Below are 24,893 nucleotides of genomic sequence, written 5' to 3'. Positions count from 1 at the left end.
GATAAAAAGCTATTGCGAACACGTCGCAATAGCTTTTTTTAGTTAAATCTTAAACTTAGCAGCTGTCTCTTGCAGTTCCACTGCCATTTCAGCGAGCACAGAGCTTGCTGATGTCACTTCTTCAACAGATGCTGTCTGCTCTTCTGCCGCACTTGCGACTTCTTGAGCTAAGCCTGATGTATTTTCTGTATAATTATTAAGTTCTTCCATAGTTTGAACTAATGACTCATTACGTTCTTCTATGTTGCTAATCGACTCATTAACTTCTTTCATTCTAGATGAAACTTGGGTCACGGCAGCTGATATTTCGTTAAAGGACTGTCCCGCTTGATTGACCAGTGTTCGCCCTTCATCCACCGTAATAACCCCTTTCTCAACAGACTCAACTGCCTGTGTCGTTTGAGTACGAATTTCATTAATAATTCTAGAAATCTCAACCGTAGAATTCGTAGATTGTTCAGCTAACTTCCTTACCTCATCCGCAACAACGGCAAAGCCTTTACCATGCTCACCGGCACGCGCAGCTTCAATCGCAGCATTGAGTGCTAGAAGGTTAGTTTGTTCAGAAATATCATTGATCATTTTAATAATGTCTTCAATTTCATTTGAACGTTGATCAAGTTCTTTAATCACACCGCCTATATTTGAAACATTTGAACTGATGCTTTCCATTTGATTGACAGCTTGATTAATGACTTGTTCACCTTCCGCTGCTTTATTCGATGTCTCAACGGAAGATTGTGTCACGCGCTCTGTCCGTTCTGAAATTTCGTTAATATTATTTGAAATCTCACCAACAAAGTTCCTTGAACGATTGACATTCTCAACTGTTTTCTCGTTACCATTTGAAACTTCCTGAATCGAACTTGAAATCTGCTCTGAAGCTGTAGTCGTTTCATCTGCATTGGCGCTTAATTCTTCTGATGATGCTGCCACTTGCTCAGACGTTTCAATCACGTTAGAGATCAAGTTCCGCATATTCTCCACCATTTGATTATAACTATCGGCAAGCTGGCCTAATTCGTCCTTACTATCTACATCAACTGGCTGAGTAAGGTCGCCATTTGCGACATTTGATAACCCTTCTTGAACTGCGTATAACTTTTTCGTAATTAAACGAACAAAGAAAATAACCGCAAGTGTACCGATTACGATTGCAATAGCAGAAATAATAATGGTTGTAAGTAACGTCTGATTTCGCAATTCGGTTGCGAGTGCTCCCATCTTAAAATCAATTCCATAAACACCAACCACATCACCACTTGAATCCGTAACAGTTGTTGCTAGTGTAATGACTGACCCACCTGTCACTGCATCAAAATATGGTTCAGTCCAAATAACCTCTCCCTGCTGGTCCATTGCACCCTGATACCAGCTTCTTGTTGTTGCATCAAATTCCGATAAATCAGATTCACTTGATGGTACAGATGAAAAATAAATAGCTCCTTCAGGTGTTGCTAAATATGAATTTAATATGTATTCATGATCAGAAACTTGTTCAGATAAATACCCTTCGTAAAACTCAACCAACTCAGGTTCATTTGCTCCTGGTAAATGGCTATAAGTTTCACTCGTTTCAACACCTGCCTGATCTTCATGCTGCAATTCTTCAGACTGAGCGATTTGTTGTAAAATGCCTTCATACTCATCAAACGTTTGTTTGAAATCGTTGTCTGTTTGTTCTAAGACATTTTTAGGAATAATTGACTTCTCTAGAACGGCTGTCTGGCTATAGTTAATGAACCCTACAATGACTAAAGGGATAATTAACAATACCAACATCATAATAATTAATTTGGCTTTAATTGAATGAAAGATTTTCACCCTGACACCTCTCCCCCTTGATGGTCTCTATATAAATAAATATCGGTTAGAAATGAAGATCATTTAGTGAAAAACGTAAATTGTTGTCGAAATTTAATAAACGAAATAAAAAAGAGCCCAATAATTGGATAACCGGTTCCGTTCAGGGGTGCAAACAGACAGAAACACATACTAATTCGCACGTGAATTCGCATTTGAATTTATGTGTATTATTTTGCTGTAATATCAGGGTTTTATAGGGTTTTACTATTATAATCGCACTCTAAAACACACAGCTATTCACAAGGGCTGAAATAAATATTGTAGTAGGTGTGAATCGGTTGTGATTTTGGCGTGAATTGTATTTTATATCCAGGTTAAATAGAAAATTATGTTAAAATAGATATCAGAATATAAAAAGTTTGTGAAGGATTGTACTTAAAGTAACGGGGCAGGAAAGTTTAAGAAGCTCTTAGGGAGAATAGTTTAAATTTTTAAGGGGATATCCGAATGAAAAATACTTTATTTTTAGTATTATTTTCTATATATCTAAGTGCTTGTTCTTCTTCTGTGAATGAAGATGTAGTTCCTTTTCAAGAACAAGTAAATGATACGTTTGATACAGATGTATATATTCCGCACTTGCAAGATTACTCCATTACATCAGCAATAATTGAAACAGGACCGTTTGGGAAACATAAAGATTTAATTATCGAATATTCGAAACAATTAGGGAATAAAAAAGACGAGGAATATATAGAAAAATATGAGGAAAATATGGGTTCTGAAGTTTTATATGGTATTTATGGTGGAGAACCTCTAGTCTTTAAATTAACGTTTAATGACGGGAAACAAAGTAGTTCGCCTAGTAACACAAAAATGATTAATGATACTGAAGTAGAGTACCATAAAATAGAAAATAAAAACGTGCTTTTTGTTATATTTAATCTGGATAGTGGTACTTATTCTGGGGAGTTTCGCTTAACAGAAATTTCTGAAGAAAGAGCTTACGAAATTGTAGAACAAATAATTAGAGTAGCAAAATAAAATTAATTTTAACAACAATTCCTTCTTCAACAAACGCGGACGTTAGTTGAAGAAGGAAAATCCATGCTAAAAGGGCTTAGAATTTTTTCTAAGTCCTTTTTTGTGTGATTTCTAATGTGATTTGCATTGCGGTTTTAACTGCGATTTGACGTTTTACACCCCACAACGGAACCCGTTAATAATTGGACTCTCACTTAAAGTAATTCATTTGCTAATAATCGATAGACATTCAAACGCTTTTCCTGTGAATGAGGGATACTCACAATCATCGCTTCATCAAATCCGTACATCTCTTTTTCATCTCGAAGTTGTTGAGCGACGTCTTTCGCTGAACCGACTAAATGCAGCTTGCGAGCTTCTTGAATACGCATGCGATCCATCTCAGTTAGCGGGTACTCCTGCGCTTCTTCTGGTGTGATATTTTGGGTAATCTCACCTTTCATAAGCTTAAGTCTGGAAATATCTTGTGGTCCTGCTTGAAATTCAGCTTCTTCTTCCGTCTCAGCCACTGTCACCATATACGATACATTAATCTCAGGTTTGTCCATAAATTCAGTTGGAATAAAATTAATACGATAAGTATCTAAAATTTCTTTCGATAGCTCACCATTAAAAAATTGAGCAAACGAATAACCAACTCCCATCTCACCAGCTTTCATCGCACTATTCCCACTAGAACCTAGCAGCCACGCTTCAGGTAGCTTGATTCCTGATGGTGTTGCCATCGTTCGGCTATACAGTTCCTCTGTCGGAACTTGGTCACTAATGTATTGGAGAGCCGTTTCGAATTTCTCATACATATTATTTAACATCGGCTGGCGCCCTTCAGACATCGCATACATACTAAAGTGATCGCCACCTGGTGCTCGCCCTACTCCGAAATCAATTCTGCCAGGTGCAAATGCGCTAAGCGTTTTAAATACTTCAGCAAGTTTAAGTGGTGAATAATGCATCATCATAACGCCGCCAGTCCCCAGTCGGATGCGACTCGTCTTAGCAGCCATATGTGCCGTTGTAATTTCAGGAGCTGAACTTGCGAGTGCGTTGGTTCCATGATGCTCTGCCATCCACATTCTATGATAGCCTAGCTCTTCTCCTAAAATCGCCAGTTCTTCTGCATTCTTTAATGCTTGCTCTGCTGTATTCCCTTTTGTCACAGGTGCTTGGTCTAATATGCTTAATCTCATATATATATCTCCTTACTTTATATTTACTCATTACTTTTTTATAGTAAAACAAATCTAAACGTTTCGTCTAATCATGAGTTTTATTTGTTTAATTTTGACATGAAATAAGATATAGTAAATAACGTTGAATATTATAGAAACAGAGGTTTACGTATGACAGAACAACAATCATTAACACCACTCAAAACCTTATTATTTGCATTTCATGCGACGAATACGATTATTATCAGCTATTTACCTGTATATCTTGAAGGAAAAGGATTAACGGGCGCTCAAATTGGCTGGGTTTTAGCCGTAGGTCCACTTGCTTCTATTATCGCTCAACCATTTTGGGGATATTTAAGTGATAAATATAAAACCGTCAAAAAAATTCTTCTAATATGCGTGTTTGGCTTAATTATCTTCAGTTCGATTTTCTTAAGTATGTCTCATTTTCTATGGATTATGTTCGTAGGATTTTTCTTTTACTTTTTCGCAACACCAGTGGGGGCACTTGGAGATAGTTTAGCTCAAAGGCGGGCTGATGATTTAGGCGTATCGTTTGGAACCATCAGAACTTGGGGTTCTATCGGGTTTGCGACATCCTCCCTTGCGATCGGCCTCGTTTTAACCTTAACAGGTGTCGAATATATGATTTGGCCTTATTTAGCATTTGCATTTATCGCTTTATTTGTAACGTTTAGAGTAAAGGATGTTGAAGTCTCGAAAGAACCAGTTAGTTTTGCAGACTTTAAACGACTTTTGCAAAACAAACCATTTGTGATTTTCTTATTTTTTATGATGTTCTTAACCATTTCGCACCGTGCGAATGATAGTTTTATTGGCCTTTACATTAATCAGCTGGGCGGGACAAACTTTGTGATTGGTTCGGCATGGTTTATTGGAGTCATCAGTGAAGCCATTGTATTTGCAACAGCAGGTTATTGGTTTAAAAAATATCACACGCTAATCTTTGTCATTTTAGCAGGTGTGATCTATAGTTTCCGTTGGTTCTTATTTGCTTCAGCAGATTCTTACTGGGTCGTACTTGCCCTGCAATTCACACATGGTCTAACATTCGGAGTGCTATATTTAGCCTCACTTGATTACGTCACTCGACTCATCCCTAAGCTAACGCAATCAACTGGACACTTGCTGTTCTATGCAGTGTTCTTCGGAATTTCGGGGATTATTGGATCGTTAATCGGAGGAGCACTAATCGATGTCTATGGCGGAGGTACATTATATTTTGTGATGGGACTAATCGCCGTAGCAGGTACCATCTTTATGACGCTTTATCACATTCTTCCGTATGGTAAAAAAGCTTAAATATATTAAAAATCGTGGGGTATCCCCACGATTTTTATTTTTGTTGTAGACGTTTTAACGCTGTCCTACGTTTTGGTTCAACCTTCTGGTGTCCTAATGCCTTGGCCATTCCATAGATTGGCATGTTGCCATAGATATTTTCATATTGCCCTGGATTTAGCACAAACGTTTCATGGAAAATGCCTACATCCTTTGTATGACCAATCTTTTGATTAAACTTCCTCCAAGCTTCTAGGTGCAGATCACCTTTGGAGTACGCCAATAGTTCGTCCAATGATCGCCAATACTGAACAAGTTTAATCGTACGCGTCCCCATGGACATTTCATGCGAATAAAAACCTAATTCATCCTGATGCTCGTACAACTCTTTTAACATCTTCGGCATCGCACGAAATACCGGCCACCACTTATGTATTTTTCGGTACTTATTAATTCGCATTCCAATTGTAAAAACAACGATTTCTTCAGTATTTTCGGTTGTAAATCTCCCCGTATAGATCCGTTCCCCCATCAGACACCCTCCTCTATCACTAATATATAAACACAGGCGAGTTATTAGAATAATTTTTTTCTAGTAGAATGGTGAAAACAATTCTGATGAGCCTTTTCTTTTAAGGAATGGTCCTTTTTTGGTAGACAATGATTCCAAATTTCTCACGAATAGACTTAGTATGCTATTATATGGAACCAAAAAACGCATTAATGGTTCTTTAAATAGAAAAAAGGAGTAAGGCACTTCCTTACCCCTACCAATGATAGAAATAACAACAGACTTTTTTAGTTTTTTTCTTGTGGCACTTATGGCATCCGCATCCATAATGATCATACTCTTCAATACAACAAACCTTTTTAACGTGCTTCTTCTTGTGACAAGAACATGTGCCATGTTTATAACCTAACAATAAATCAAGGTAATAATTATGATGATGATCTTTCTTTTTCTTACAATAATCACACATAGAGCATTTCCTTTCTACTAAGGATTATATTAATAATCTATGAATGCTCTATTAAATGGTAACGGCTTCCTACCTATACTCTATCCTATTCAACCTTCCTTAATCCATTACCATCTATAATGTCTTGAACACCTTCCTCGCAAACTCCATATGTACGCCAAGAACATGTATCGCAGATGGATGATAGATCAGACGGCACTACGTTCTCTTTAATCTGATTTTCTACCTCTGTCCAAGGTACAACTTGTCCTACCTCAAAACCTAATTTTTCTAATATGGTGGCATCCCGGTCATAAATGTGCTGATCCTCACAATGATAGTCTCCCGAATTGGGGTACTTTTCACATAGACAATCCGGACCTTTTACAAACTTTACTAGAGTCTTAGGTTCTTGTCTTAGCTGTTGGTGTAATTGAGTCATGTTTTCTACATATTCTTTTGAGTAGCCCATCCCTCTATATCCAAGTAAGCAAAAAAGATGATGACCTCTAAGTAAATACATGATAACGCCCCTCTATTGTTAACTTGATTTATTTTTCGGTTAACATTTATTCTAAGCATATAAAAAGGGACTTGGATTTTCAAGCCCCTAAGTAATTAGTGATTTTCTTCTGCTTCCATTGCATCTTGCTTTGTCTCATGCACGGTTCCAAATGGATGTTCAGGTGGTGCATAAATAGAATATAGTTTAAGAGGTGTGTTACCTGTGTTAATTAAATTATGGTATTTTCCAGCAGGAATCATGATCGCATCATCGGCATATACAGGCTGTCTGAAATCTAGTCGATTTTCGCTATCACCCATCATCGTCAAACCTTGCCCTTCTTCAATTCGTAAAAATTGATCGGTGTCAGGATGAACCTCCAGTCCGATATCTTCTCCCACACCAATACTCATTAGTGTTACCTGTAAGTACTCTCCAGTCCATAACGCACGTCTAAAATAATCATTATTTGTCGTTGCCTTTTCCATATCAACGACAAATGGATTTCCACCAAAATCCTCTCGGCCGCTTATTAAGTGCTGTTGATTCATTTGATTAGGCATTTGTTGATTCGGCATCATGTTCCACGAAGCTTGATTCCAGTTATTAGGCCCCCAATTATTCGGTCTCGCTTGGTACCACGGGTTATATCCACCAGGGTAGTGATACATATTGTTTTCTCCTTTCTAATTCCATTATTCCACTTTATCCTATGCGAAGGCCTAATAAATGTGTAAGAATCATCCATGTGTTTCTTTAATACATGAAAAAATCACTGAAGTGAACATTCAAGAATTTATCGATCAACTGATGGAAACCTTTATGATGAGGAGAGCAACCAGTCTCCTTTTGAATTGTCTAGTATTAAGAAAAATCTTCTAGTAAAATCGCGAAATTGTCTAGTAAATGTTTAATTTTGTCTAGTAAATTTTTATTTTTGTCTAGTATTTGGATCAAATTGTCTAGTAACCGAGAGAATTGTCTAGTAAATATGTTGTTATTTTCACGTTATACTTATCAGTAAGCGAGCGGGACATGGTCACACATGCAGTAAGTCGCTATTGATTGTAAGTTTAAACGGGGTGACTAACCTATCCCCTTGTCTATTAAAAAATAGCTCAACTGAAATCCAGTTGAGCTACCTTTAACCTATCCGTTCGCTTGTTCACGAGCTTGATCAAATTCCTCTTGTATTTCTTGACTAGGCGCTTGACCTAGTAAGCTAACGATAATCGCAACAGCACCTGCTAAAAAGAATCCAGGCACTAATTCATATAGGTCACTTTTAACGAATTCAGACCACACCACAACGGTTACGGCACCTGTGATAATACCGAGCAGTGCCCCGTTTCGTGTCATGCGCTTCCAGAATAACGAAAGCAAGATAATTGGCCCGAACGCTGCTCCAAATCCTGCCCAAGCATAGGCTACTAGTTCTAACACTAGCTTCTCATTCGCTGAAGCGATCCAAACCGCTAATAGCGCAATTACAATAACCGATATACGAGCTACCCATACAAGTTCTTTATTTGAAGCATTTTTTCTAATAAAACCTTTGTAAAAGTCCTCAGCTACAGCAGAAGACGATACTAATAGCTGTGAGTCTACGGTACTCATAATCGCCGCTAATATAGCAGCTAGCAAAATACCCGCTACAATTGGGTGAGTTAATAATTGTGTTAAAGCTATGAATACAGTCTCTTCGTCAGCTAATACGCCACCAGATACTTCAATCCCTCTTTCTGCTAAGGCTGCAGATACATCATTTGTTGCGATATACGCATAACCTGCAATCCCTACAAAAACGGCACCGAATAACGATAATACCATCCATGTCATACCAATAAATCTAGCTTTCGGAACGTCTTTCGTTGATCGAATCGCCATAAATCTTACCAAGATATGAGGTTGACCAAAATAACCCAGGCCCCAAGCAAGCGATGAAATAATTCCAATCGTTGAGACACCTTTAACCATCTCTAAATTTTGACCATCAGTTAAATTTCCTACGACATTAACGGCTTCATTCCAGCCACCAGCATTTTGAATAGCCAGAATTGGTAATACTATAAGAGCTAAAAACATTAATAAACCTTGAATAAAATCAGTCCAGCTAACGGCAATAAATCCACCGAGAAATGTATAACCAATAATTACAATACTTCCAATAATAAGTGCATTCGTCATAGATAAACCGAAACTACTACTAAATAATTTCGCTCCGCCTACAAGACCAGAAGCAGTATAAAACGTAAAGAATAAAAGAATAACTGATGCAGACGCAAGTCTCAGTGCACGAGAACGATCTCGAAAACGCTGTTCAAAAAAGTCAGGAATTGTAATCGCATTGTTTGATACTTCAGTATAAACGCGTAATCGCTTCGCAACGAACTGCCAGTTTAAATAAGCACCAATCGTTAAACCTACTGCGATCCAAGCTTCTGCTAAACCAGAGAGATAAATCGCACCTGGTAAACCAAGAAGCAGCCAACTACTCATATCCGAGGCGCCTGCACTTAAAGCGGCAACACCTGGGCCAAGCTTACGGCCACCTAGAAAATAATCCGATAAGTTACTAGTTAATTTATACCCAACAATTCCTAGTAACAACATTCCAACTATGTAAATGATAAATGTTATTAAAGTCGCTGAATCCATTATTGTTTGTCACGCCCTCTCAACAAAGATATGAAAGAAAAAATAACGACAATAGACATAGGCACAAAAAGCCAAAACCATGTCCAAAATGATAGACTGTACTCCTCCATTAATCCTTCCTCCTCCTTTTTTGATTGTGTTAATATTCTACACTAAAATTCGGAAGATTCAAATTTTAGTCCTAGTATAAACTATTCATTAAAACCTTCGGACATACCTGTCATAAAATAACTACAACAGTTTAACACTCCAATTCTCACCTGACTGATCATAGAAAAATTCACTGATCTCATTAGAATCAAATACTTTGTACATGATTTCGAAATCATTTGCTAGTTGATAATCTTTAAGTTCATTTTTATGAATCCAAAATACCTCACCTTCATCCGATGCCTTTAATTCACCCTTATACTGATTCGTCTTATAAAATAGAACCATATAGCGCTCACCATTTTTCGTATAAAATTGTTTAACGCCGCAAATCTCTGGATTAAAAATCGTAAGACCCGTTTCCTCATAAACCTCTCTAATGACTGAATCAACAAAAGATTCCCCTGGTTCAACATGACCACCAGGGAATGTGATACCTGGCCACGATTTTCCGACACGATCTTGTACTAAGATTTGTTCATCATCATAAACCATGCACATATTCGTTAAAATAACTTGTTCACTTTTTCCCATATCAAAAACCCCTTGTCATTAGCTCTTATAAACATATTATCATATAATATATGTATCTATTAAATTGACAGAAGACTAGAAGGAATCAAATTAGGGTGATAAAAATGAAAAAACGCTTAAAAATAATATTAGTTATCCTGATATTCATAATCTTGGCAGGTTACGGTATTAATGAACTATCAAAATCACGAACCTTTCAATTAATCGGGGATCCAGTGACTCAAATTGAAACTGAAGATAAGGTTGTCGCTCTTACATTTGATGATGGGCCTGGGCCAAACGCGGATGAAATCCTATCTATACTAGATGAACACAATGTTAAAGGAACGTTTTATTTAGTAGGAGAGGCAATAGAGCAGAACAAAGAGGCAGCAAGAAACATTGTTGATGCTGGTCATGAAATTGGAAATCATTCTTACACTCATAAAAGAATGATCTTCAAATCTTATTCTTTTGTTGAAGAGGAAATTGAGAAAACAGATGGCTTGATTCGTGAAATAGGTTACGAAGAAGAGATTACGTTTAGACCACCATATGGAAGAAAACTAGTGACACTTCCGCTGTACCTATCGAATCATGACCGACAAGCAATTATGTGGAATTTAGAACCAGATTTTATGCCCGACATCTCTGATGACCCCGAGGCAATCGCCAATTATGTCTCTGAGAACATTGAACCTGGTTCTATTGTATTGTTGCATGTCATGTATGAACACAGAGATGCTTCTTTAAATTCCGTCGATGGTATGATTACACAGCTTAAGAAGAAGGGATATAAATTTGTGACGGTTAGTGAATTAAAGGAGAAAAGAGATAGAAGAAAATAAGAAACCTTAACTATTAGAAGAAGATGCTGCAGCAGTGGCAGCAACAACGGCTTTACTGTGAGCGTTGATTTTCATAATGTGTTTAATGTGTTTTTGGCTTGTAGAAGATCACTTTTTGAAAAATCATTGTGTCTAAACTACATGCTTTAATGAGCCCAATAAGCACAGCTGTTTTTTCATCAGCTTCTTCATGCAGAACAACATTATGAACGCGCTCACGTATGGCATCCTCTTTATCTATCGTCTAAACCAATCTTTTTTAACTAAAACGGCTAATCCCCAAATTATGCTTAGAATCATTATCCCAAAACCTATAAAATAAAATATACTAGCTTCGGAATAATCAGCCGCAACTAATATCGCAATAGATAGAGCTATGGTTAACACGATTTTACCTGTGAATTTTGAGAGTTTAAATTCGTCTATTTTTTCACGTTCTGTTTCGGACAATGTATTGTAGCCAGCAATAAGAAAAGTGGCTTTCCCTTTTAATAATAAAACACCGATTGTAATTAATAATATGATGACAATGATTCCTGAAGCCATTTTCTAAACCTCCAAACGTCCTTTTTAATCATTACGATTGAACAAATAAAAAAGTTTCAAGTAACGTTACGTATAGACATTTGTGGTAAGCAGAAAAAATTGGTAATCTAATGATATTAAGGGGGAAATGACATGAAATATATTCTAGGAACCATGCTTGGATTTTACCTACTTATCTTTTGGATTTTGCCATTCTTTTATCGATTTTTACCAGGAGATGGAGCCTATGCATCATACTTTCATCCAGCTTATATGGGAATGATTCTACTTGCTGGGTTAATTGTGGCGTGTACTATTATATTATTAGAAGAAATCAAGTCTCTTAAAGAGGAAAAAAATAAATGAGCACTACCTCGATTTAGAGGTAACGCCCATTTAATATAAAATTCTATAGTCGATGTGCCCCCATGTGATCTTTCATATCAAACAATAAATGAATTAAAGAATGATAGTACGGTAGAAATGAACCTTCCTCAATTTTTGTTAGGATTGTATCTTTAGAAGCCCATTTAACCTCTTGCACTTCCTCTGTAGGTATAGGTAAACTACAGATGTCAACGTTCGTTTTTACTATAAAAATATCATCAAAACCATGATCAAAATTGATTGTTAAAGACGGACGCTGATTGGTTAAATCAATCTCATATCCTAGCTCTTCTTTCACTTCACGTTCAGCTGCCTGCTGAGGGTCCTCACCAGCAATGGCACTTCCGCCAACAGTTAAATCCCACATACTTGGCCAGTGGTCACGATTTGTTTGACGCTGTTGAATAAGCATTTCACCTTTATCGTTAAATAGGCATACATGCACAACTAAATGATAATCTTCAAGACCAAAAGCATCACCACGTCTCATTTGCCTCTCAGTTTTATTTCTTTGTTGATCGTAGATATCCCAAATTTCCAAATTCATTCTCCTTTTATATCAGTTAAATTAATTCCAATCAGTAGAAAGTGATTCAACACGTTTAAATAATTCATGATAGGTATTTGTTAATTCAGTATGAAATTCAGCTTCATAATCATGCTCGATAAATTTCATATCTTCAAATTTATCAAACTCATTTATTGTTGGAATGCCGTTTGCGGATTTTGCGAAATAAAAAAGTCCGTTCCAGTGAACATCATTGAAAATAAACACATCTTCATAGAGTTCGATTAAATTCGTCACTTGTACGTTAACTTCTTCTTTTACTTCTCTAATCGCACATTGAAGAAGCGATTCACCTTTTTCGAGTTTACCTCCAGGAAAGTTCCACTCCCCTTTTCGATCTTGAACCATTAACAAGCGATGATTTTTGTCTTTTATTAAAACACGAGAAAATGACTTAGACATAACTACCTTCCTTTATGTAAAGTTAACTTTTAAAACTTTATTGTATTAGTGAAAAATATTATTAAATAAATAAAGACTGGTCTTAACCAACAGCCTCTTAAAAGTTATTTTCTCCAAAAAGTCGTATAATCCTTTTTATCCCAAATATTAAAGTCAATTATTTTCTCGAGTAACGAATAATCTACTTTCTCGTTCCAAGGAATGCGTATGATTTCCTTTGTATAATCATAGCAAACTTGTTGATATCATCCTCGACATGTTTTATTGTGACACCTTCTGGGGCAACAGACATATGTTTTTTAGCAACACTAAAAACAATAATAAATGTATCATGATTTCAATTCTAAGAAAAAAAAGAAGCCCTAACGAATTAGGACTTCCTTCAGGTGGATTCTAAAAATTAAATCAAACGTTTGTTTGAAAGTTTGTAACTTTATTAACCGACTATTTTTCACCTTTTTTTCTTTACAGCATACCAAATTTCACTATATACATTAGACCGATCAGATAGATCACCTGTAAATGATATATTGGGTGCTTCCACCAATTCATAATCTGAAGAAGGTAGCCATTCAGAAGCAATTTTTGCCCAAGTGTCCTGCATGACTTTTGGAAATTCACCTTTAGACGAAAAGATGGCCCAATTTAAAGCGGGCACTTCTACTACTTCAAATTCACCTTCGTCTACTTCTTTAGTCGTTAACACACCAATCATATGATCAAGACTTCCTTGTTCTTCCTGCATATCACCTTCAAAATTATAAGAGGCGTTCACGACTTGATAAGGTTCTACATTTGCATAGTTATTCAACTTTTCTCTTTGTTCAGGTGAAATACTTCTAGCTAATTTTAAAATCTCCTCATTTTCTCCTTCAAATTGTATTGGAACTCTTTTCTTCACTCCTACAATCTTAAACGGTTCTTTTTTCATAATCTTATAGTCCATATCTATTCCTCCTTGTATCGTTAATTGGAAGGAGAGTTTTGGGAATGCTTTAAGTGTATTTTCTATTTTAACTTTAGAAGGATTAATACCAGACCAATCTTTAAAAGCACGTGAAAATCCATCTACCGATTCATAACCGTATTTAAAGGCTGCTTCAGTTACACTCATTCCTTCGTTCAGTAAGTCAAAAGTGGCGTTAGAGAACCTTCTATTACGTATATACTCACCTAACGTCATGCCTGAAAGAAAGGTGAACATCCTTCTGAAATGATATAAAGATGTTCCAGATATCTTCTCAAGCTCTTTGTAGTCTATCTCTTCATTTAAATGATCTTCAATATACTCTAACGCTTCGTTCATACTTTTAAGCAATTCATTCCCTCCTTCATGAGTTGATTATATAACCCATTCAACAACGATACCCGATGAAAAAGAAACGGATTTAGTTGGATTTAATTTAATTATACATGATAAAAAAAGAGCAAATCCCACCGGACATGCTCTTCTATAATCGTTATATTAACGCACAGGTTCTTTATAATTGCTTGCGTAAGCATCTAGCAATTCGCGGACTTCATCAGTCGTTTCCGTGCTCATCAGTTTATTTCTAAGCTCACTCGCCCCGCGAAAGCCTTTAACATAAATTTTAAAGAAACGGCGAAGTGGCTTAAACACTCGCGGTTCAAGTTCTTCAGAATATTTGTCATGAAGATCGAGTTGCAGTCTCAGAAGATCAAGCAACTCCTCGCTTGTGTGCTCTTTTTTCTCTTTTTCAAACGCAAAAGGATTATGGAAAACACCGCGACCAATCATAACACCGTCAACACCATATTCTTGAGCGAGCTCCAGCCCCTTTTGACGATCTGGTATATCACCGTTGATGGTGAGTAGTGTGTGTGGTGCTACTTCGTCACGAAGTTTTTTGATCTCAGGAATTAGCTCCCAGTGTGCCGGCACATTACTCATTTCCTTCTTGGTACGAAGGTGAATGGATAAATTCACGATATCCTGTTCCAACAAATGCCTTAACCAATCGTGCCACTCATCGACTCTTGAATATCCAAGTCTTGTTTTGACACTAACAGGGAGTCCGCCGGCTTTAGCTGCTTGGACGATTTCTGCAGCAACATCGGGCCTTCGAATAAGTCCACACCCTTTACCTTTTGTGGCTACATTTGGTGCCGGGCAGCCCATGTTAATATCCACTCCACGATAGCCCATTTCTGCCATCCCAATACTCATTTGACGGAAATATTCAGGTTTATCTCCCCAAATATGAGCTACAATGGGTTGTTCATCTTGTGTGTATGTCAAACGACCACGCAAGCTATTGCGCCCTTCTGGATGACAATAACTTTCGGTATTCGTAAACTCTGTAAAGAACACATCAGGCCTTGCCGCTTCTGTAATCACATGGCGAAACACCACGTCCGTCACAGCTTCCATTGGCGCCAGCACAAAAAACGGCTTCGGCAACTCATGCCAAAAATTATCCTTAATCATACTTCGAACCCTTTCCTTACAAATCTATATCAAAATAATTGTTTGTGTAATCTTTAGCCATTATATAATGTAATAGCAATCGCCAAAAAGTGCAAGGAAATTTAATTAGGAAAATATTGAAAGCTTAGTCTACGATTGTTTTGTTAAGAGAGCAATTGACTCTATATGACTCGTCTGTGGAAACATATCAACTGGCTGCATTCGTTTAACTTCATAGCCTTTTTTTGTTAAGTACTTTAAGTCACGTGCTTGAGTCTCAGGATTACAAGAGATATATACGACCCGAGACGGTTTTAATTTTACTAAACTAGATAAAAAGGCTTCATCACTTCCGCTCCGAGGTGGATCTAAAAAGACAACATCTATATTCTCACCTTGCGCAGCTAATTGTGTCATGTACTCGCCAGCATCAGCTTGATAAAACCTAGCATTCTGTATTCCGTTGCGCTTGGAGTTTCGTATCGCATCTCGAACTGCATCATTGTTTAATTCAACACCAATCACTTTTCCAGCTTTTTTGCTTGCGACAAGTCCGATTGTTCCAATTCCACAGTAAGCATCCACCACTTTTTCTTTACCAATCAATCCTGCCATTTCAATAGCTTCGTTATAAAGCTTTTCGGTTTGAACAGGATTAATTTGATAAAAGGATTTAGCAGAGATCTCAAATTCAAGACCACATAACGTATCTATAATCGTTCCTTTACCAAATAAGACTTTTTCTTGATCCCCAAGTACCATGCTGTCATTTCTTTGATTAATGTTTAGCAAAATAGTCGAGATTTCAGGATGGTCTTTTCGCAAGGCTTTCACAAAGTTCTTCTTACCTTTGAACATAGGTGAAGCAGCGACGATCACAACCATGATCTCTCCGCTCTTTTTACCGACTTTGACCATGACGTGCCTTAAAAAGCCTTGACCTGTATCTTCGTTGTATGGTTGGAGCTTAAAGGACTTAGCTAAATCCGTGACCGTTTGGATAATCTCATCGGCTTTCGGGTCATGAATGATGGACCCCATCATTGGGATAATTCGATGAGAATTTGGTGCGTATAGCCCGCTGATTATTTGCCGCTTTTTATTTAGGCCAAACGTCATCACATTTTTATTTCGGTAATCATAAGGGTGGTCCATGGTTATAATCGGTTCTGGCTTACCGAATGGTTTCATAAGGTCATCGACGACCTTTTGCTTGAACCGAGTTTGTGCTTCATAGGTCATGTGCTGAATCTGACAACCACCACATTCATCATCATACTTTTTAGGTTGCCTTGCTCTGTCATCTGAGAAATTAATCAGACGCTTAATTTCTGCATTGAAAAAGCGTCCCTTTTTATAAATCGTAACTTCAGCCTTTTCACCCGGGAGTAACTGTTCAACCTCAAGCTGCTTCCCGTCCCATTGAACGATTCCTTTACCTTCACTAGTAAGACCCTGACAAGTGACTTCAGTAGTGGCAATTTTCTTACCTTGGCTTTGTTTGCCCGTCCCGGCCTGTCTATTTTGGTTTTTGAATTGTTTATTAGGTCTCTTTTTGAACCCATTATTTTTACGTTTTGACATTTGGAACCTACCAACTTTTCTTTTGTGTTTGACACTCTATTATAAGCTACCCATAGCTTTCAGTAAAATATACTTTAAAAAGAACCTTTTAATCAACATAATTAGCTCGATACCTTACTCGACAAATTTAGTCGGACTGCTTTACGCACAGTAAAGTAACCGTAAACAAGATGATCACCATTCCAAGAAGTTGAATGATGGACAAATGATCTCCAAGAATCAGAACACCAAATAATGAAGCCGTCACTGGTTCTACCATAGCAACCATAGAAGCAGTTGTTGGTGTAGTTCGCCTAATTCCAATCATATAGAGTATAAATGATAGACCTGACCCCACAATTCCTATGAGAATAAACCAACCTAGATCATTCGATGTCAACACAGCAGCTGCTTCACTATTATCCGAAAAGATAAAAAGTATTAAACAAAATGTGATAAAGGCGATGAATAACGATGGCTGTGGTTTTCCTTTAGAAGAAGCATTTTTAAAGCCAAAAATGAATACAGCATAGGAAAGACCAGCACCAATTCCTGCAGCCACCCCTATAAAACTAACGGAAATCGAATCGGTGTTATAGGCACCTGTAAGGAGGACGATCCCTAAAATGACGCCTGCAATACTACCCCATTTAAACCAAGTAGAACGCTCTATTCGAAATATAAAAGAAATTAAAAGAACGATTACAGGTGCAGTGTACATTAGTGTAGCTGCCACAGCTACACTTGAGGCTTGAATACTTAAAAAATAAAAAGTAAAGTTTCCAGCTACACCAATACCCGCCAATATGGACCAGAAATATAATTGAGGTGAGTTGATCCAATTTTGTCTAAAGCGCATAAGAAACCATACAAAAAAACCTAAAAACCCAACAGCACCACGGTAAAATGAAATCACAAGAGGGTCCCAGCCCTTGCTCATTAAAATATCAGCAATCCCACCAGTAATCCCCCAGCATATAGCAGCGAGCATAACTAAACCTACACCTGCAAATCTCATTTTGTGCCTCCTTACGTAATGATACAACTTTAAGCTCACCCTTTTGAAAACCTTAAGTGAATTTAGAGGGCATTAAGCGAATTTTTCTTACCATCAAACATATGATTTCTAAAAAGGTGTTAATACATTTCCTTTATTTTTCTTATCCAAACCTCAATTTCTAGTAAAGATGAGCACTATTACAACATTTTTTAAAATGGTAAAATTTTAATTTTTTGTGTAGGCGCATTTTATACGAATACAAAAAAAGAGCATTAAATTGTTTTACAATTCAATGCCCATATTTTAATACATTTTTAATATTTAATTAGTTTATTAAGCTAATTTTGACTAATTTTCCAACACCAATTCTGTCACGCTCTCAATATGATTACTCTGAGGAAACATATCGACTGGTTGGATCTGTTTAGCACTATAACCGCCATTAGCCAGAATTTTGATATCACGAGCTAATGTTGATGGATTACATGATACATACACAATTTTCTCTGGTTTCATATCTATCATGGCTTTTAGTAGTTCTTCATCACAGCCCTTACGCGGAGGGTCAACAACAATGACATCTGGCTTTAGTCCTTGTGCTTTCCACCAAGGCATCACTTTTTCTGCTTCACCAACAAAGAACTCTGCATTATCAATATGGTTTCGTTTCGCGTTGTCCTTTGCATCGTCAACTGCTTGTGGTACTACTTCTACGCCATAAACTTTCTTCGCATGTTGAGCTAAGAAAAGTGATATGCTTCCAATCCCGCAATAAGCATCAATGACCGTTTCCTTACCGGTTAAATTCGCAAATTGTAAAGCTTGGTCATAGAGGCGCTCAGTCTGTTCAGGATTCACCTGGAAGAAAGAATGCGCTGAAATCGCAAATTCCAACTCTCCGATTTTATCAATAATGACATCTTTTCCCCATAACATTTTCGACTCGCGTCCTATGATGACGTTCGTCTGCTTAGGGTTATAGTTCTGGATAATACCTTTAATATTAGAGTCAAATGCTTTAATTTTTTCAACAAGTTTGTCTTGGTGTGGGATGTCCTTCGTTCGCGTCACAAGAACGACCATCATCTCGCCTGTATGATAACCGGAACGAACGACGATGTGTCGAATCACACCACGATGTGTTTCTTCATCATAAGGCTCGATGCCAAGTTCTTCTATAATACCGCTCATCTCTCGTACGATATGATCATTCGCCTCGTTTTGAACTGGACAAGTATCCATATTGATTATACGGTGACTGCGTTTTTGATAAAATCCTGTTAATACCTTCCCATCACGTTTGCCAACAGGAATTTGAACTTTATTACGATAACTCCACGGCTCGTCCATTCCAATAACAGGGTGGACAGGTACATCCGACATGTGGGCAATTTTGTGCATCACATCTTGCACTTGTTTTTGCTTCATCTTAAGCTGGCGCTCATATGTCATGTGCTGAATTTGACAGCCACCACATTGGTAAAATACTTCACAAGGTGGTTCAATGCGATCTTCGCTTGGTTCAATTAACTCAATTAGCTTGCCAAAAGCTATATTTTTCTTAACTTTAACGATTTTTACTTTAGCTTTTTCACCAGGTAATCCGTACGGGACAAACACTGGATAACCATCAATTTTCCCGACACCATTTCCTTCATGGGTCAAATCAACAAATTCTAAATCTATGTATTCATTTTTCTTAACTGGTGCAGCTTTTTTCGCCATTTAAATCCGTCCTTCTATCTTCATTACTTTAATATTATACGTTAAGACATGTACCGATTTAAAGTAAGAACCGCTACATACCATTAAAATAATTGACAATCACTTAGTCTTGATTATAATTATAAGTAAATAGTTGTATGTGTCACATTTATGTGGCATATACTTAAATAAGGTGGGATGCTCCAACATCCCACCCCACGCAGTCCTTGAGCAAGATAAGGCTGTTTACTCTAATAGTTGTTTTTTTCTTCACTACCTTGCTTCCCTTTTAAGCAAGGTAGTTTATTTTTGTCCAAAGTACTGATCCAATTAAATTAAATTGAACAAAATAACGAACGTATATTCGTGTTTTTGTAATAAAAAAGCAATTCATTCGGGACACCATTTCCCCAAAATGAATTGCTCTATTTTTATTCTATCTCTTCTTTTGGTAAGAAAAATTCAATATGCTTATGAAGTACTTCAAATGTGCCAGGCAAATTCCCACCGTATTCTCCATCTAAATTCAACTGCATGGATGGATCTTCTGGGGTGACTTTAATTTGATTAGCGTGTGCATATACAATGTGTTCATCTTCGATATGTTGTCCTCGAAGTGCTTTGTTTGCTAACAAGACAAACTCAGCTAAATTTAACTTCTTTAAAATCATTAAGTCAAAGTAGCCATCATCCATTGTCGCATGTGGCGCTAGCTTTTCAAATCCACCTACTGAATTCGAATTAGATACGAGGAACATCATAATCTCTTCTTCCATCACTTGGTCATCATATTCGATGCGAACTTTAGTTGGCCTTAGTGACGGAAGCATCTCGATTCCTTTTAAGTAATAGGCAAGCTGCCCTAACACCGTTTTAAGCTTGCTTGGTACTTCATATGTTAACTCTGTGAGTCTGCCGCCACCAGCAATATTCATAAAGTGATGGTCGTTCACTCGGCCAATATCAAGTTTCTTCGTATGGCCTTCAACAATGATTTTTAATGCGCGCCTGAAATCACGTGGAACACGTATAGCCCTCGCAAAATCGTTTGTTGTCCCCATTGGAAGAATCCCAAGTCTTGGACGGTAATCTGCCCTTGCCATACCATCTACGACTTCATTGACCGTTCCGTCTCCGCCTGCAGCTACAATAAGATCAAATTCACGATCGCAGGCCAATTTTGCAGCGTCTCTTGCACAACCATCCCCTGTAGTTGCGTGAGCCGACGTTTCGAACCCTGCGATTTCTAATGTTTCAAGGACCTCAGGTAATGCTTTTCGCATTGCCTCTCGTCCTGATGTTGGGTTATAAATGACACGAGCTCGTTTCATACTCTCACCTTCTGTAAATTGCTTATCTAATTCAAGCATACTCCTCTTTGATAAATAATGGAAGTACTTTTTACTGCCATTCTAAAATTTCAATACGATTCCCGAACGGGTCAGTTACATAGATTCGGTCAGCGCCTGGCAGCTTGTTATCTTGTTTATAAGCAACCCCTTTTCCTTCAAGGTGTTTCATGAGCTCATCAAGATTGGTAACTTCTAGTGCTGGATGTGCTTTCTTAGCTGGGTTAAACGGTTCTTCTACACCAATATGGATTTGAATATCACCACGTTGAAACCAGACGCCTCCGTTTTTCTTAAGAGCTTCTGGCTTTTCAACTTCTTCAAACCCTAAAGCATCAATAAAAAATGCTCTTGCTTCATCTTCTGAACCTCTTGGTGCGGCTAATTGTACATGATCAATTTGCTTGAACGTAAAACTCATTCCCCAGCATCTCCTCTCAAGATTAACGTTTATCAATCTCTTCAACTAAAATTTTGTTAACCATTGGTGGGTTGGCTTGCCCTTTAGTTTTCTTCATCACTTGACCGACTAAGAATTTAATAGCTCGGTCTTTACCATTTTTGTAGTCAGTAATTGACTGTTCGTTTTCATCTAAAACGCCAGTAATAATCTCGCGAAGCTGACCTTCATCAGAGATTTGAACGAGACCTTTTTCCTTAACAATCTTCTCTGGGTCGCCGCCATTTGTCATTAACTCAGTAATGACCTTTTTCGCAAGCTTAGAAGATAATGTTCCTTTGTCGATAAGTTCAATCATCTTCGCTAAGCTCTCAGGCGTAAGAACTAAATCCTGAAGCTCCACTTGTTTCTTATTCATATAACCTGAAATGTCACCCATCAGCCAGTTCGTCGCCTGTTTTGGATCTGCGCCTTTGGCAATCGTCTCTTCAAAGAAGTCCGACATTTCTTTTGTATTCGTTAAAACGTGCGCGTCATACTCATCAAGTCCTAATTCGTTAACATAGCGTTCACGACGAGAGTCAGGTAGTTCTGGAATAGACTGACGAACGCGCTCTTTCCACTCTTCATCGATATAGAGTGGCACTAAGTCCGGCTCTGGGAAGTAACGGTAATCATCCGAACCTTCCTTAACACGCATCAAGATTGTCTCTTTTGATTTCTCATCATAACGTCTTGTTTCTTGTAAAATTTCGCCGCCTTGACGCAGTACTTTTTCTTGGCGTTTTTCTTCGAATTCAAGCCCTTGGCGTACGAAGTTAAATGAGTTTAAGTTTTTAAGCTCTGTCTTCGTTCCAAACTGTTCCTGTCCAATTGGTCGAAGTGAAATGTTCGCATCACAACGAAGTGACCCTTCCTGCATTTTCACATCAGATACGCCTGTGAACTGAATGATGTTGCGCAGTTTTTCTAAGTACGCATAAGCTTCTTCAGGTGTTCGCATATCTGGTTCAGATACGATTTCAATTAACGGTGTTCCTTGACGGTTGTAGTCGACTAATGAATAGCCGTCATCACCGTGAGTTAATTTCCCCGCATCTTCTTCTAAATGAAGGCGAGTAATTCCGATTCGTTTCTTCTCACCGTTAACTTCAATTTCGATCCAGCCGTTTTCACCAATTGGCTTATCAAATTGCGAAATCTGATACGCTTTCGGGTTGTCTGGATAGAAGTAGTTTTTGCGGTCAAATTTAGTATCTGTTGCGATTTCACAGTTAAGCGCCATCGCGGCACGCATCGCATAGTTAACCGCTTCTTCATTCAATACGGGTAAAACACCTGGATACCCTAAGTCAATTGGGTTCACGTTTGTATTTGGCTCATCACCAAAAGCATTCGAGCTTGGGCTGAAAATTTTAGATTTTGTTTTTAACTCTACGTGTACTTCTAAACCTATCACTGATTCAAAATTCATTATTTGGCACCTCCAAGCTGTGGCTTTTCTTTATAATAACCGGCTGCCTGCTCATATGCATGTGCCACTCGGTAGACCGTGCTTTCATCAAAGTGCTTACCGATAATTTGTAGACCAATCGGCATGTTGTTATCAGGGTGGAATCCGCATGGAACTGAAATTCCTGGTACGCCCGCTAAGTTAACCGGGATGGTCATAATATCGTTTGCATACATGGTTAACGGATCGTCGATTTTCTCACCGACTTTGAAGGCTGTTGTCGGTGCAGTTGGTCCAATTACGACATCATATTTTTCAAAAATTTGATCAAAGTCCTGCTTAATTAGCGTGCGGACTTGTTGGGCTTTTTTGTAATAAGCATCGTAATAACCTGAGCTTAACGCAAACGTTCCAAGCATGATACGACGTTTTACCTCATCACCAAAGCCTTCACTACGTGACATTTTGAACATGTCCATCATGTCTTTAGCGTTCTCTGAACGTTTACCATAACGAACCCCGTCGAATCGAGCTAGGTTCGCTGATGCTTCTGAGGATGCGATCATGTAATACGTCGCAACGGCATATTTTGAATGCGGAAGTGATACCTCTTCCCATTCAGCACCTAATTCTTCTAATTGACCTAATGCTTTTCGGACGCTTTCTTTAACTTTCTCATCGACACCTTCGCGGAAATACTCTTTTGGCACCGCAATTTTAAGGCCTTTTACATCACCTGTTAAGGCATCGCTGTATTTAGGTACGTCAACGTTCGCACTAGTAGAATCCATTTCGTCTTGACCTGAGATCACTTCTAAAATGCGCGCATTATCTTCAACCGTTCTCGTGATCGGTCCAATTTGGTCTAGCGACGACGCAAATGCGACTAATCCAAAACGAGAAACGCGTCCATATGTAGGCTTCATTCCAACAACACCGCAGTACGATGCTGGCTGACGCACCGAGCCACCTGTATCAGAACCAAGTGTAAACGGAACTTGTCCTGCTGCAACGGCTGCTGCCGAACCACCACTTGAACCGCCTGGTACATAATCCGTATTCCAAGGGTTACGTGTCTTTTTCATGCTTGAGTTTTCAGTTGATGAACCCATCGCGAATTCATCCATATTTAACTTTCCAATATTAACGGACTCCGCATCATTAAGTTTCTTCACCACTGTCGCGTCATATAACGGATCTTCTAAATTGGATAAGATTTGACTCGCACACGTGGTGCGTAATCCTTTTGTGACGATGTTATCTTTGATTCCAATTGGCATTCCGAATAATGGGAACTGTTCAGCATCTACTCCCGCTTCATCTAATTCCTTTGCGCGGTTTAGCGCTTCTTCTTCATTTAAAGTTAAAAATGCCTGAACCTCATCATCTGTTTTACTAATTTGTTCATAGGATTCCTTAACTAAATCTGTAACCGAGATTTCTTTATTAGTTAACTTCTCTTGTAGTTCTTTAATAGTGTAATCGAATAACGACATCTCACCTTAACCTCCTTAATCTAGGATGGATGGTACGCGGAACTGACCATCTTGTTTATCCGGAGCATTCTTAAGAGCATCTTCTTTTGAGATCCACTCTTTCGGCTCATCTTTACGCATCACATTTTTCATATCTAACACATGGGTCGTTGGTTCAACATTCGATGTGTCGAGTTCATTTAACTGCTCACTGAAATCTATAATGGCACTCAGCTGCTCACTATACTTCTCAGCTTCTTCTTCATTAATCGCCAGTCTCGCAAGGTTTGCTACGTGCTTGACCTGGTCTTTAGAGATTTTTGACAATGTTCTGCACCTCCGTACAAATTAACTCACAATACTATAAAGTAAACTCGTCGATTGACAAGCCTTTAGGCAAAGTCAGAGACGTAGTTGCCCTTATGCAGGTAGATTAATTTTTTGCACTTCCCTACCTGCTAAATAATAGCAAATCATGACTTGCTGTGACAATCTTTTCCCCAATAACATTCTAACACTAATCGAGGATTAAATAACATGATTTGCTGTACAATTTAATTGTGGGTAAAAACTGTCTTTCTTTTCTATAGGTGTTAATTTAAGTTCTATGGGTGTTAACCTCGTTCCTATGGGTATTTCCCCACTAACGATCCTTAAGGTCATAAGAAAAGCTTTTGCGCAT

The 24,893-nt window shown here is 38.0% G+C and carries 24 protein-coding genes and 1 pseudogene; 4 read left to right on the top strand and 21 right to left on the bottom strand.

The annotated features are described in order from the left end of the window. Positions 1 to 42: 42 nt before the first annotated feature. The gene (locus ACFSW4_RS04290) at positions 43 to 1,824 is read right to left on the bottom strand and encodes a methyl-accepting chemotaxis protein (protein ID WP_377327660.1); all 1,782 of its coding nucleotides are present in this window, start codon (positions 1,822 to 1,824) and stop codon (positions 43 to 45) included. A 489-nt stretch (positions 1,825 to 2,313) separates the two neighbouring features. Here ACFSW4_RS04290 and ACFSW4_RS04285 point away from each other — a divergent pair, with 489 nt between their 5' ends. Then, positions 2,314 to 2,850 (top strand): hypothetical protein, encoded by a 537-nt coding sequence (locus ACFSW4_RS04285; protein ID WP_377327658.1) that lies wholly within the window; start codon positions 2,314 to 2,316, stop codon positions 2,848 to 2,850. Positions 2,851 to 3,044: 194 nt separating this feature from the next. Here ACFSW4_RS04285 and ACFSW4_RS04280 read toward each other — a convergent pair whose 3' ends face one another. Then, complete coding sequence (locus ACFSW4_RS04280; protein ID WP_377327656.1) at positions 3,045 to 4,037, bottom strand: MsnO8 family LLM class oxidoreductase; 993 nt, start codon at positions 4,035 to 4,037, stop codon at positions 3,045 to 3,047. A 153-nt stretch (positions 4,038 to 4,190) separates the two neighbouring features. On the opposite strand from ACFSW4_RS04280, the gene ACFSW4_RS04275 reads away from it, so the two are divergent. Continuing rightward, entirely contained in the window at positions 4,191 to 5,345 is a 1,155-nt protein-coding gene (locus tag ACFSW4_RS04275; protein WP_377327654.1) for an MFS transporter, read from the top strand. 34 nt (positions 5,346 to 5,379) lie between these two features. On the opposite strand, the gene ACFSW4_RS04270 is transcribed toward ACFSW4_RS04275, so the two are convergent. The 5 genes from ACFSW4_RS04270 to ACFSW4_RS04250 all read right to left on the bottom strand — a co-directional run bounded on the left by ACFSW4_RS04270 (position 5,380) and on the right by ACFSW4_RS04250 (position 10,130). Then, on the bottom strand, positions 5,380 to 5,856 hold the full coding sequence (locus ACFSW4_RS04270; protein ID WP_377327652.1) for a DUF4188 domain-containing protein: 477 nt from the start codon (positions 5,854 to 5,856) through the stop codon (positions 5,380 to 5,382). Between the two features lie 533 nt (positions 5,857 to 6,389). Further along, positions 6,390 to 6,806 (bottom strand): DUF1284 domain-containing protein, encoded by a 417-nt coding sequence (locus ACFSW4_RS04265; RefSeq protein ID WP_054752603.1) that lies wholly within the window; start codon positions 6,804 to 6,806, stop codon positions 6,390 to 6,392. A gap of 95 nt (positions 6,807 to 6,901) precedes the next feature. After that, on the bottom strand, positions 6,902 to 7,459 hold the full coding sequence (locus ACFSW4_RS04260; protein ID WP_377327650.1) for a cupin domain-containing protein: 558 nt from the start codon (positions 7,457 to 7,459) through the stop codon (positions 6,902 to 6,904). A 478-nt stretch (positions 7,460 to 7,937) separates the two neighbouring features. Then, a complete protein-coding gene (gene putP / locus ACFSW4_RS04255; protein ID WP_377327648.1) occupies positions 7,938 to 9,446 on the bottom strand; it encodes a sodium/proline symporter PutP in 1,509 nt (502 codons plus the stop codon). A 231-nt stretch (positions 9,447 to 9,677) separates the two neighbouring features. Continuing rightward, entirely contained in the window at positions 9,678 to 10,130 is a 453-nt protein-coding gene (locus ACFSW4_RS04250) for an 8-oxo-dGTP diphosphatase (protein ID WP_377327646.1), read from the bottom strand. Positions 10,131 to 10,234: 104 nt separating this feature from the next. Between ACFSW4_RS04250 and ACFSW4_RS04245 the strand changes: the two genes are divergently transcribed. Further along, a complete protein-coding gene (locus ACFSW4_RS04245) occupies positions 10,235 to 10,957 on the top strand; it encodes a polysaccharide deacetylase family protein (protein ID WP_377327644.1) in 723 nt (240 codons plus the stop codon). A 237-nt stretch (positions 10,958 to 11,194) separates the two neighbouring features. Here ACFSW4_RS04245 and ACFSW4_RS04240 read toward each other — a convergent pair whose 3' ends face one another. After that, positions 11,195 to 11,503 carry a DUF3784 domain-containing protein gene (locus ACFSW4_RS04240; RefSeq protein WP_377327642.1) on the bottom strand — a complete coding sequence of 103 codons (309 nt, stop codon included), beginning with the start codon at positions 11,501 to 11,503 and terminating at the stop codon, positions 11,195 to 11,197. Between the two features lie 132 nt (positions 11,504 to 11,635). On the opposite strand from ACFSW4_RS04240, the gene ACFSW4_RS04235 reads away from it, so the two are divergent. Continuing rightward, positions 11,636 to 11,848 (top strand): hypothetical protein, encoded by a 213-nt coding sequence (locus tag ACFSW4_RS04235; protein WP_377327640.1) that lies wholly within the window; start codon positions 11,636 to 11,638, stop codon positions 11,846 to 11,848. A gap of 43 nt (positions 11,849 to 11,891) precedes the next feature. Here ACFSW4_RS04235 and ACFSW4_RS04230 read toward each other — a convergent pair whose 3' ends face one another. The 13 genes and pseudogenes from ACFSW4_RS04230 to gatC all read right to left on the bottom strand — a co-directional run bounded on the left by ACFSW4_RS04230 (position 11,892) and on the right by gatC (position 24,538). Then, positions 11,892 to 12,416: an NUDIX hydrolase gene (locus ACFSW4_RS04230; RefSeq protein ID WP_054752608.1), complete on the bottom strand. Its 525-nt coding sequence runs from the start codon at positions 12,414 to 12,416 to the stop codon at positions 11,892 to 11,894. 21 nt (positions 12,417 to 12,437) lie between these two features. Next, positions 12,438 to 12,839 carry an NUDIX hydrolase gene (locus tag ACFSW4_RS04225; RefSeq protein ID WP_377327638.1) on the bottom strand — a complete coding sequence of 134 codons (402 nt, stop codon included), beginning with the start codon at positions 12,837 to 12,839 and terminating at the stop codon, positions 12,438 to 12,440. A 104-nt stretch (positions 12,840 to 12,943) separates the two neighbouring features. After that, positions 12,944 to 13,176: pseudogene (locus ACFSW4_RS04220) on the bottom strand (iron chaperone); the annotation flags it as partial. 114 nt (positions 13,177 to 13,290) lie between these two features. Further along, complete coding sequence (locus ACFSW4_RS04215) at positions 13,291 to 14,157, bottom strand: AraC family transcriptional regulator (protein ID WP_279401420.1); 867 nt, start codon at positions 14,155 to 14,157, stop codon at positions 13,291 to 13,293. A 147-nt stretch (positions 14,158 to 14,304) separates the two neighbouring features. Next, positions 14,305 to 15,285: a tRNA dihydrouridine synthase gene (locus ACFSW4_RS04210; RefSeq protein WP_377327732.1), complete on the bottom strand. Its 981-nt coding sequence runs from the start codon at positions 15,283 to 15,285 to the stop codon at positions 14,305 to 14,307. Positions 15,286 to 15,417: 132 nt separating this feature from the next. Then, positions 15,418 to 16,851, bottom strand: a complete 1,434-nt coding sequence (rlmD, locus tag ACFSW4_RS04205; RefSeq protein ID WP_377327636.1) for a 23S rRNA (uracil(1939)-C(5))-methyltransferase RlmD — start codon at positions 16,849 to 16,851, stop codon at positions 15,418 to 15,420. Between the two features lie 127 nt (positions 16,852 to 16,978). Continuing rightward, entirely contained in the window at positions 16,979 to 17,848 is an 870-nt protein-coding gene (locus ACFSW4_RS04200; protein WP_377327634.1) for a DMT family transporter, read from the bottom strand. A 330-nt stretch (positions 17,849 to 18,178) separates the two neighbouring features. Next, complete coding sequence (gene rlmD, locus ACFSW4_RS04195; RefSeq protein WP_054752613.1) at positions 18,179 to 19,555, bottom strand: 23S rRNA (uracil(1939)-C(5))-methyltransferase RlmD; 1,377 nt, start codon at positions 19,553 to 19,555, stop codon at positions 18,179 to 18,181. A gap of 410 nt (positions 19,556 to 19,965) precedes the next feature. Further along, the gene (locus ACFSW4_RS04190) at positions 19,966 to 20,865 is read right to left on the bottom strand and encodes a diacylglycerol kinase (protein WP_054752701.1); all 900 of its coding nucleotides are present in this window, start codon (positions 20,863 to 20,865) and stop codon (positions 19,966 to 19,968) included. A 70-nt stretch (positions 20,866 to 20,935) separates the two neighbouring features. Beyond that, positions 20,936 to 21,304 (bottom strand): VOC family protein, encoded by a 369-nt coding sequence (locus ACFSW4_RS04185; RefSeq protein WP_377327632.1) that lies wholly within the window; start codon positions 21,302 to 21,304, stop codon positions 20,936 to 20,938. Positions 21,305 to 21,326: 22 nt separating this feature from the next. Continuing rightward, the gene (gatB, locus tag ACFSW4_RS04180) at positions 21,327 to 22,757 is read right to left on the bottom strand and encodes an Asp-tRNA(Asn)/Glu-tRNA(Gln) amidotransferase subunit GatB (RefSeq protein ID WP_377327630.1); all 1,431 of its coding nucleotides are present in this window, start codon (positions 22,755 to 22,757) and stop codon (positions 21,327 to 21,329) included. Further along, entirely contained in the window at positions 22,757 to 24,232 is a 1,476-nt protein-coding gene (gene gatA, locus ACFSW4_RS04175) for an Asp-tRNA(Asn)/Glu-tRNA(Gln) amidotransferase subunit GatA (protein ID WP_377327628.1), read from the bottom strand. The genes gatB and gatA overlap by 1 nt, the downstream gene beginning before the upstream one ends. 15 nt (positions 24,233 to 24,247) lie before the next feature. Further along, positions 24,248 to 24,538 carry an Asp-tRNA(Asn)/Glu-tRNA(Gln) amidotransferase subunit GatC gene (gene gatC / locus ACFSW4_RS04170; RefSeq protein WP_054752615.1) on the bottom strand — a complete coding sequence of 97 codons (291 nt, stop codon included), beginning with the start codon at positions 24,536 to 24,538 and terminating at the stop codon, positions 24,248 to 24,250. Between the last annotated feature and the right edge of the window lie 355 nt (positions 24,539 to 24,893).

Source organism: Piscibacillus salipiscarius (genome assembly GCF_042685285.1).
Classification (GTDB): domain Bacteria; phylum Bacillota; class Bacilli; order Bacillales; family Alkalibacillaceae; genus Piscibacillus; species Piscibacillus salipiscarius.
The sequence above is the reverse complement of the archived record's forward strand: the minus strand, read 5'-3'. Positions and strand labels throughout refer to the sequence as shown.

What these genes read in the sequence shown, in the direction of transcription:
- ACFSW4_RS04285 (WP_377327658.1), top strand. Translation starts at nt 2,314, where the DNA reads ATGAAAAATACTTTATTTTTAGTATTATTTTCTATATATCTAAGTGCT.
- ACFSW4_RS04280 (WP_377327656.1), bottom strand. Translation starts at nt 4,037, where the DNA reads ATGAGATTAAGCATATTAGACCAAGCACCTGTGACAAAAGGGAATACA.
- ACFSW4_RS04275 (WP_377327654.1), top strand. Translation starts at nt 4,191, where the DNA reads ATGACAGAACAACAATCATTAACACCACTCAAAACCTTATTATTTGCA.
- ACFSW4_RS04270 (WP_377327652.1), bottom strand. Translation starts at nt 5,856, where the DNA reads ATGGGGGAACGGATCTATACGGGGAGATTTACAACCGAAAATACTGAA.
- ACFSW4_RS04265 (WP_054752603.1), bottom strand. Translation starts at nt 6,806, where the DNA reads ATGTATTTACTTAGAGGTCATCATCTTTTTTGCTTACTTGGATATAGA.
- ACFSW4_RS04260 (WP_377327650.1), bottom strand. Translation starts at nt 7,459, where the DNA reads ATGTATCACTACCCTGGTGGATATAACCCGTGGTACCAAGCGAGACCG.
- putP (WP_377327648.1), bottom strand. Translation starts at nt 9,446, where the DNA reads ATGGATTCAGCGACTTTAATAACATTTATCATTTACATAGTTGGAATG.
- ACFSW4_RS04250 (WP_377327646.1), bottom strand. Translation starts at nt 10,130, where the DNA reads ATGGGAAAAAGTGAACAAGTTATTTTAACGAATATGTGCATGGTTTAT.
- ACFSW4_RS04245 (WP_377327644.1), top strand. Translation starts at nt 10,235, where the DNA reads ATGAAAAAACGCTTAAAAATAATATTAGTTATCCTGATATTCATAATC.
- ACFSW4_RS04240 (WP_377327642.1), bottom strand. Translation starts at nt 11,503, where the DNA reads ATGGCTTCAGGAATCATTGTCATCATATTATTAATTACAATCGGTGTT.
- ACFSW4_RS04235 (WP_377327640.1), top strand. Translation starts at nt 11,636, where the DNA reads ATGAAATATATTCTAGGAACCATGCTTGGATTTTACCTACTTATCTTT.
- ACFSW4_RS04230 (WP_054752608.1), bottom strand. Translation starts at nt 12,416, where the DNA reads ATGAATTTGGAAATTTGGGATATCTACGATCAACAAAGAAATAAAACT.
- ACFSW4_RS04225 (WP_377327638.1), bottom strand. Translation starts at nt 12,839, where the DNA reads ATGTCTAAGTCATTTTCTCGTGTTTTAATAAAAGACAAAAATCATCGC.
- rlmD (WP_377327636.1), bottom strand. Translation starts at nt 16,851, where the DNA reads ATGTCAAAACGTAAAAATAATGGGTTCAAAAAGAGACCTAATAAACAA.
- ACFSW4_RS04200 (WP_377327634.1), bottom strand. Translation starts at nt 17,848, where the DNA reads ATGAGATTTGCAGGTGTAGGTTTAGTTATGCTCGCTGCTATATGCTGG.
- rlmD (WP_054752613.1), bottom strand. Translation starts at nt 19,555, where the DNA reads ATGGCGAAAAAAGCTGCACCAGTTAAGAAAAATGAATACATAGATTTA.
- ACFSW4_RS04190 (WP_054752701.1), bottom strand. Translation starts at nt 20,865, where the DNA reads ATGAAACGAGCTCGTGTCATTTATAACCCAACATCAGGACGAGAGGCA.
- ACFSW4_RS04185 (WP_377327632.1), bottom strand. Translation starts at nt 21,304, where the DNA reads ATGAGTTTTACGTTCAAGCAAATTGATCATGTACAATTAGCCGCACCA.
- gatB (WP_377327630.1), bottom strand. Translation starts at nt 22,757, where the DNA reads ATGAATTTTGAATCAGTGATAGGTTTAGAAGTACACGTAGAGTTAAAA.
- gatA (WP_377327628.1), bottom strand. Translation starts at nt 24,232, where the DNA reads ATGTCGTTATTCGATTACACTATTAAAGAACTACAAGAGAAGTTAACT.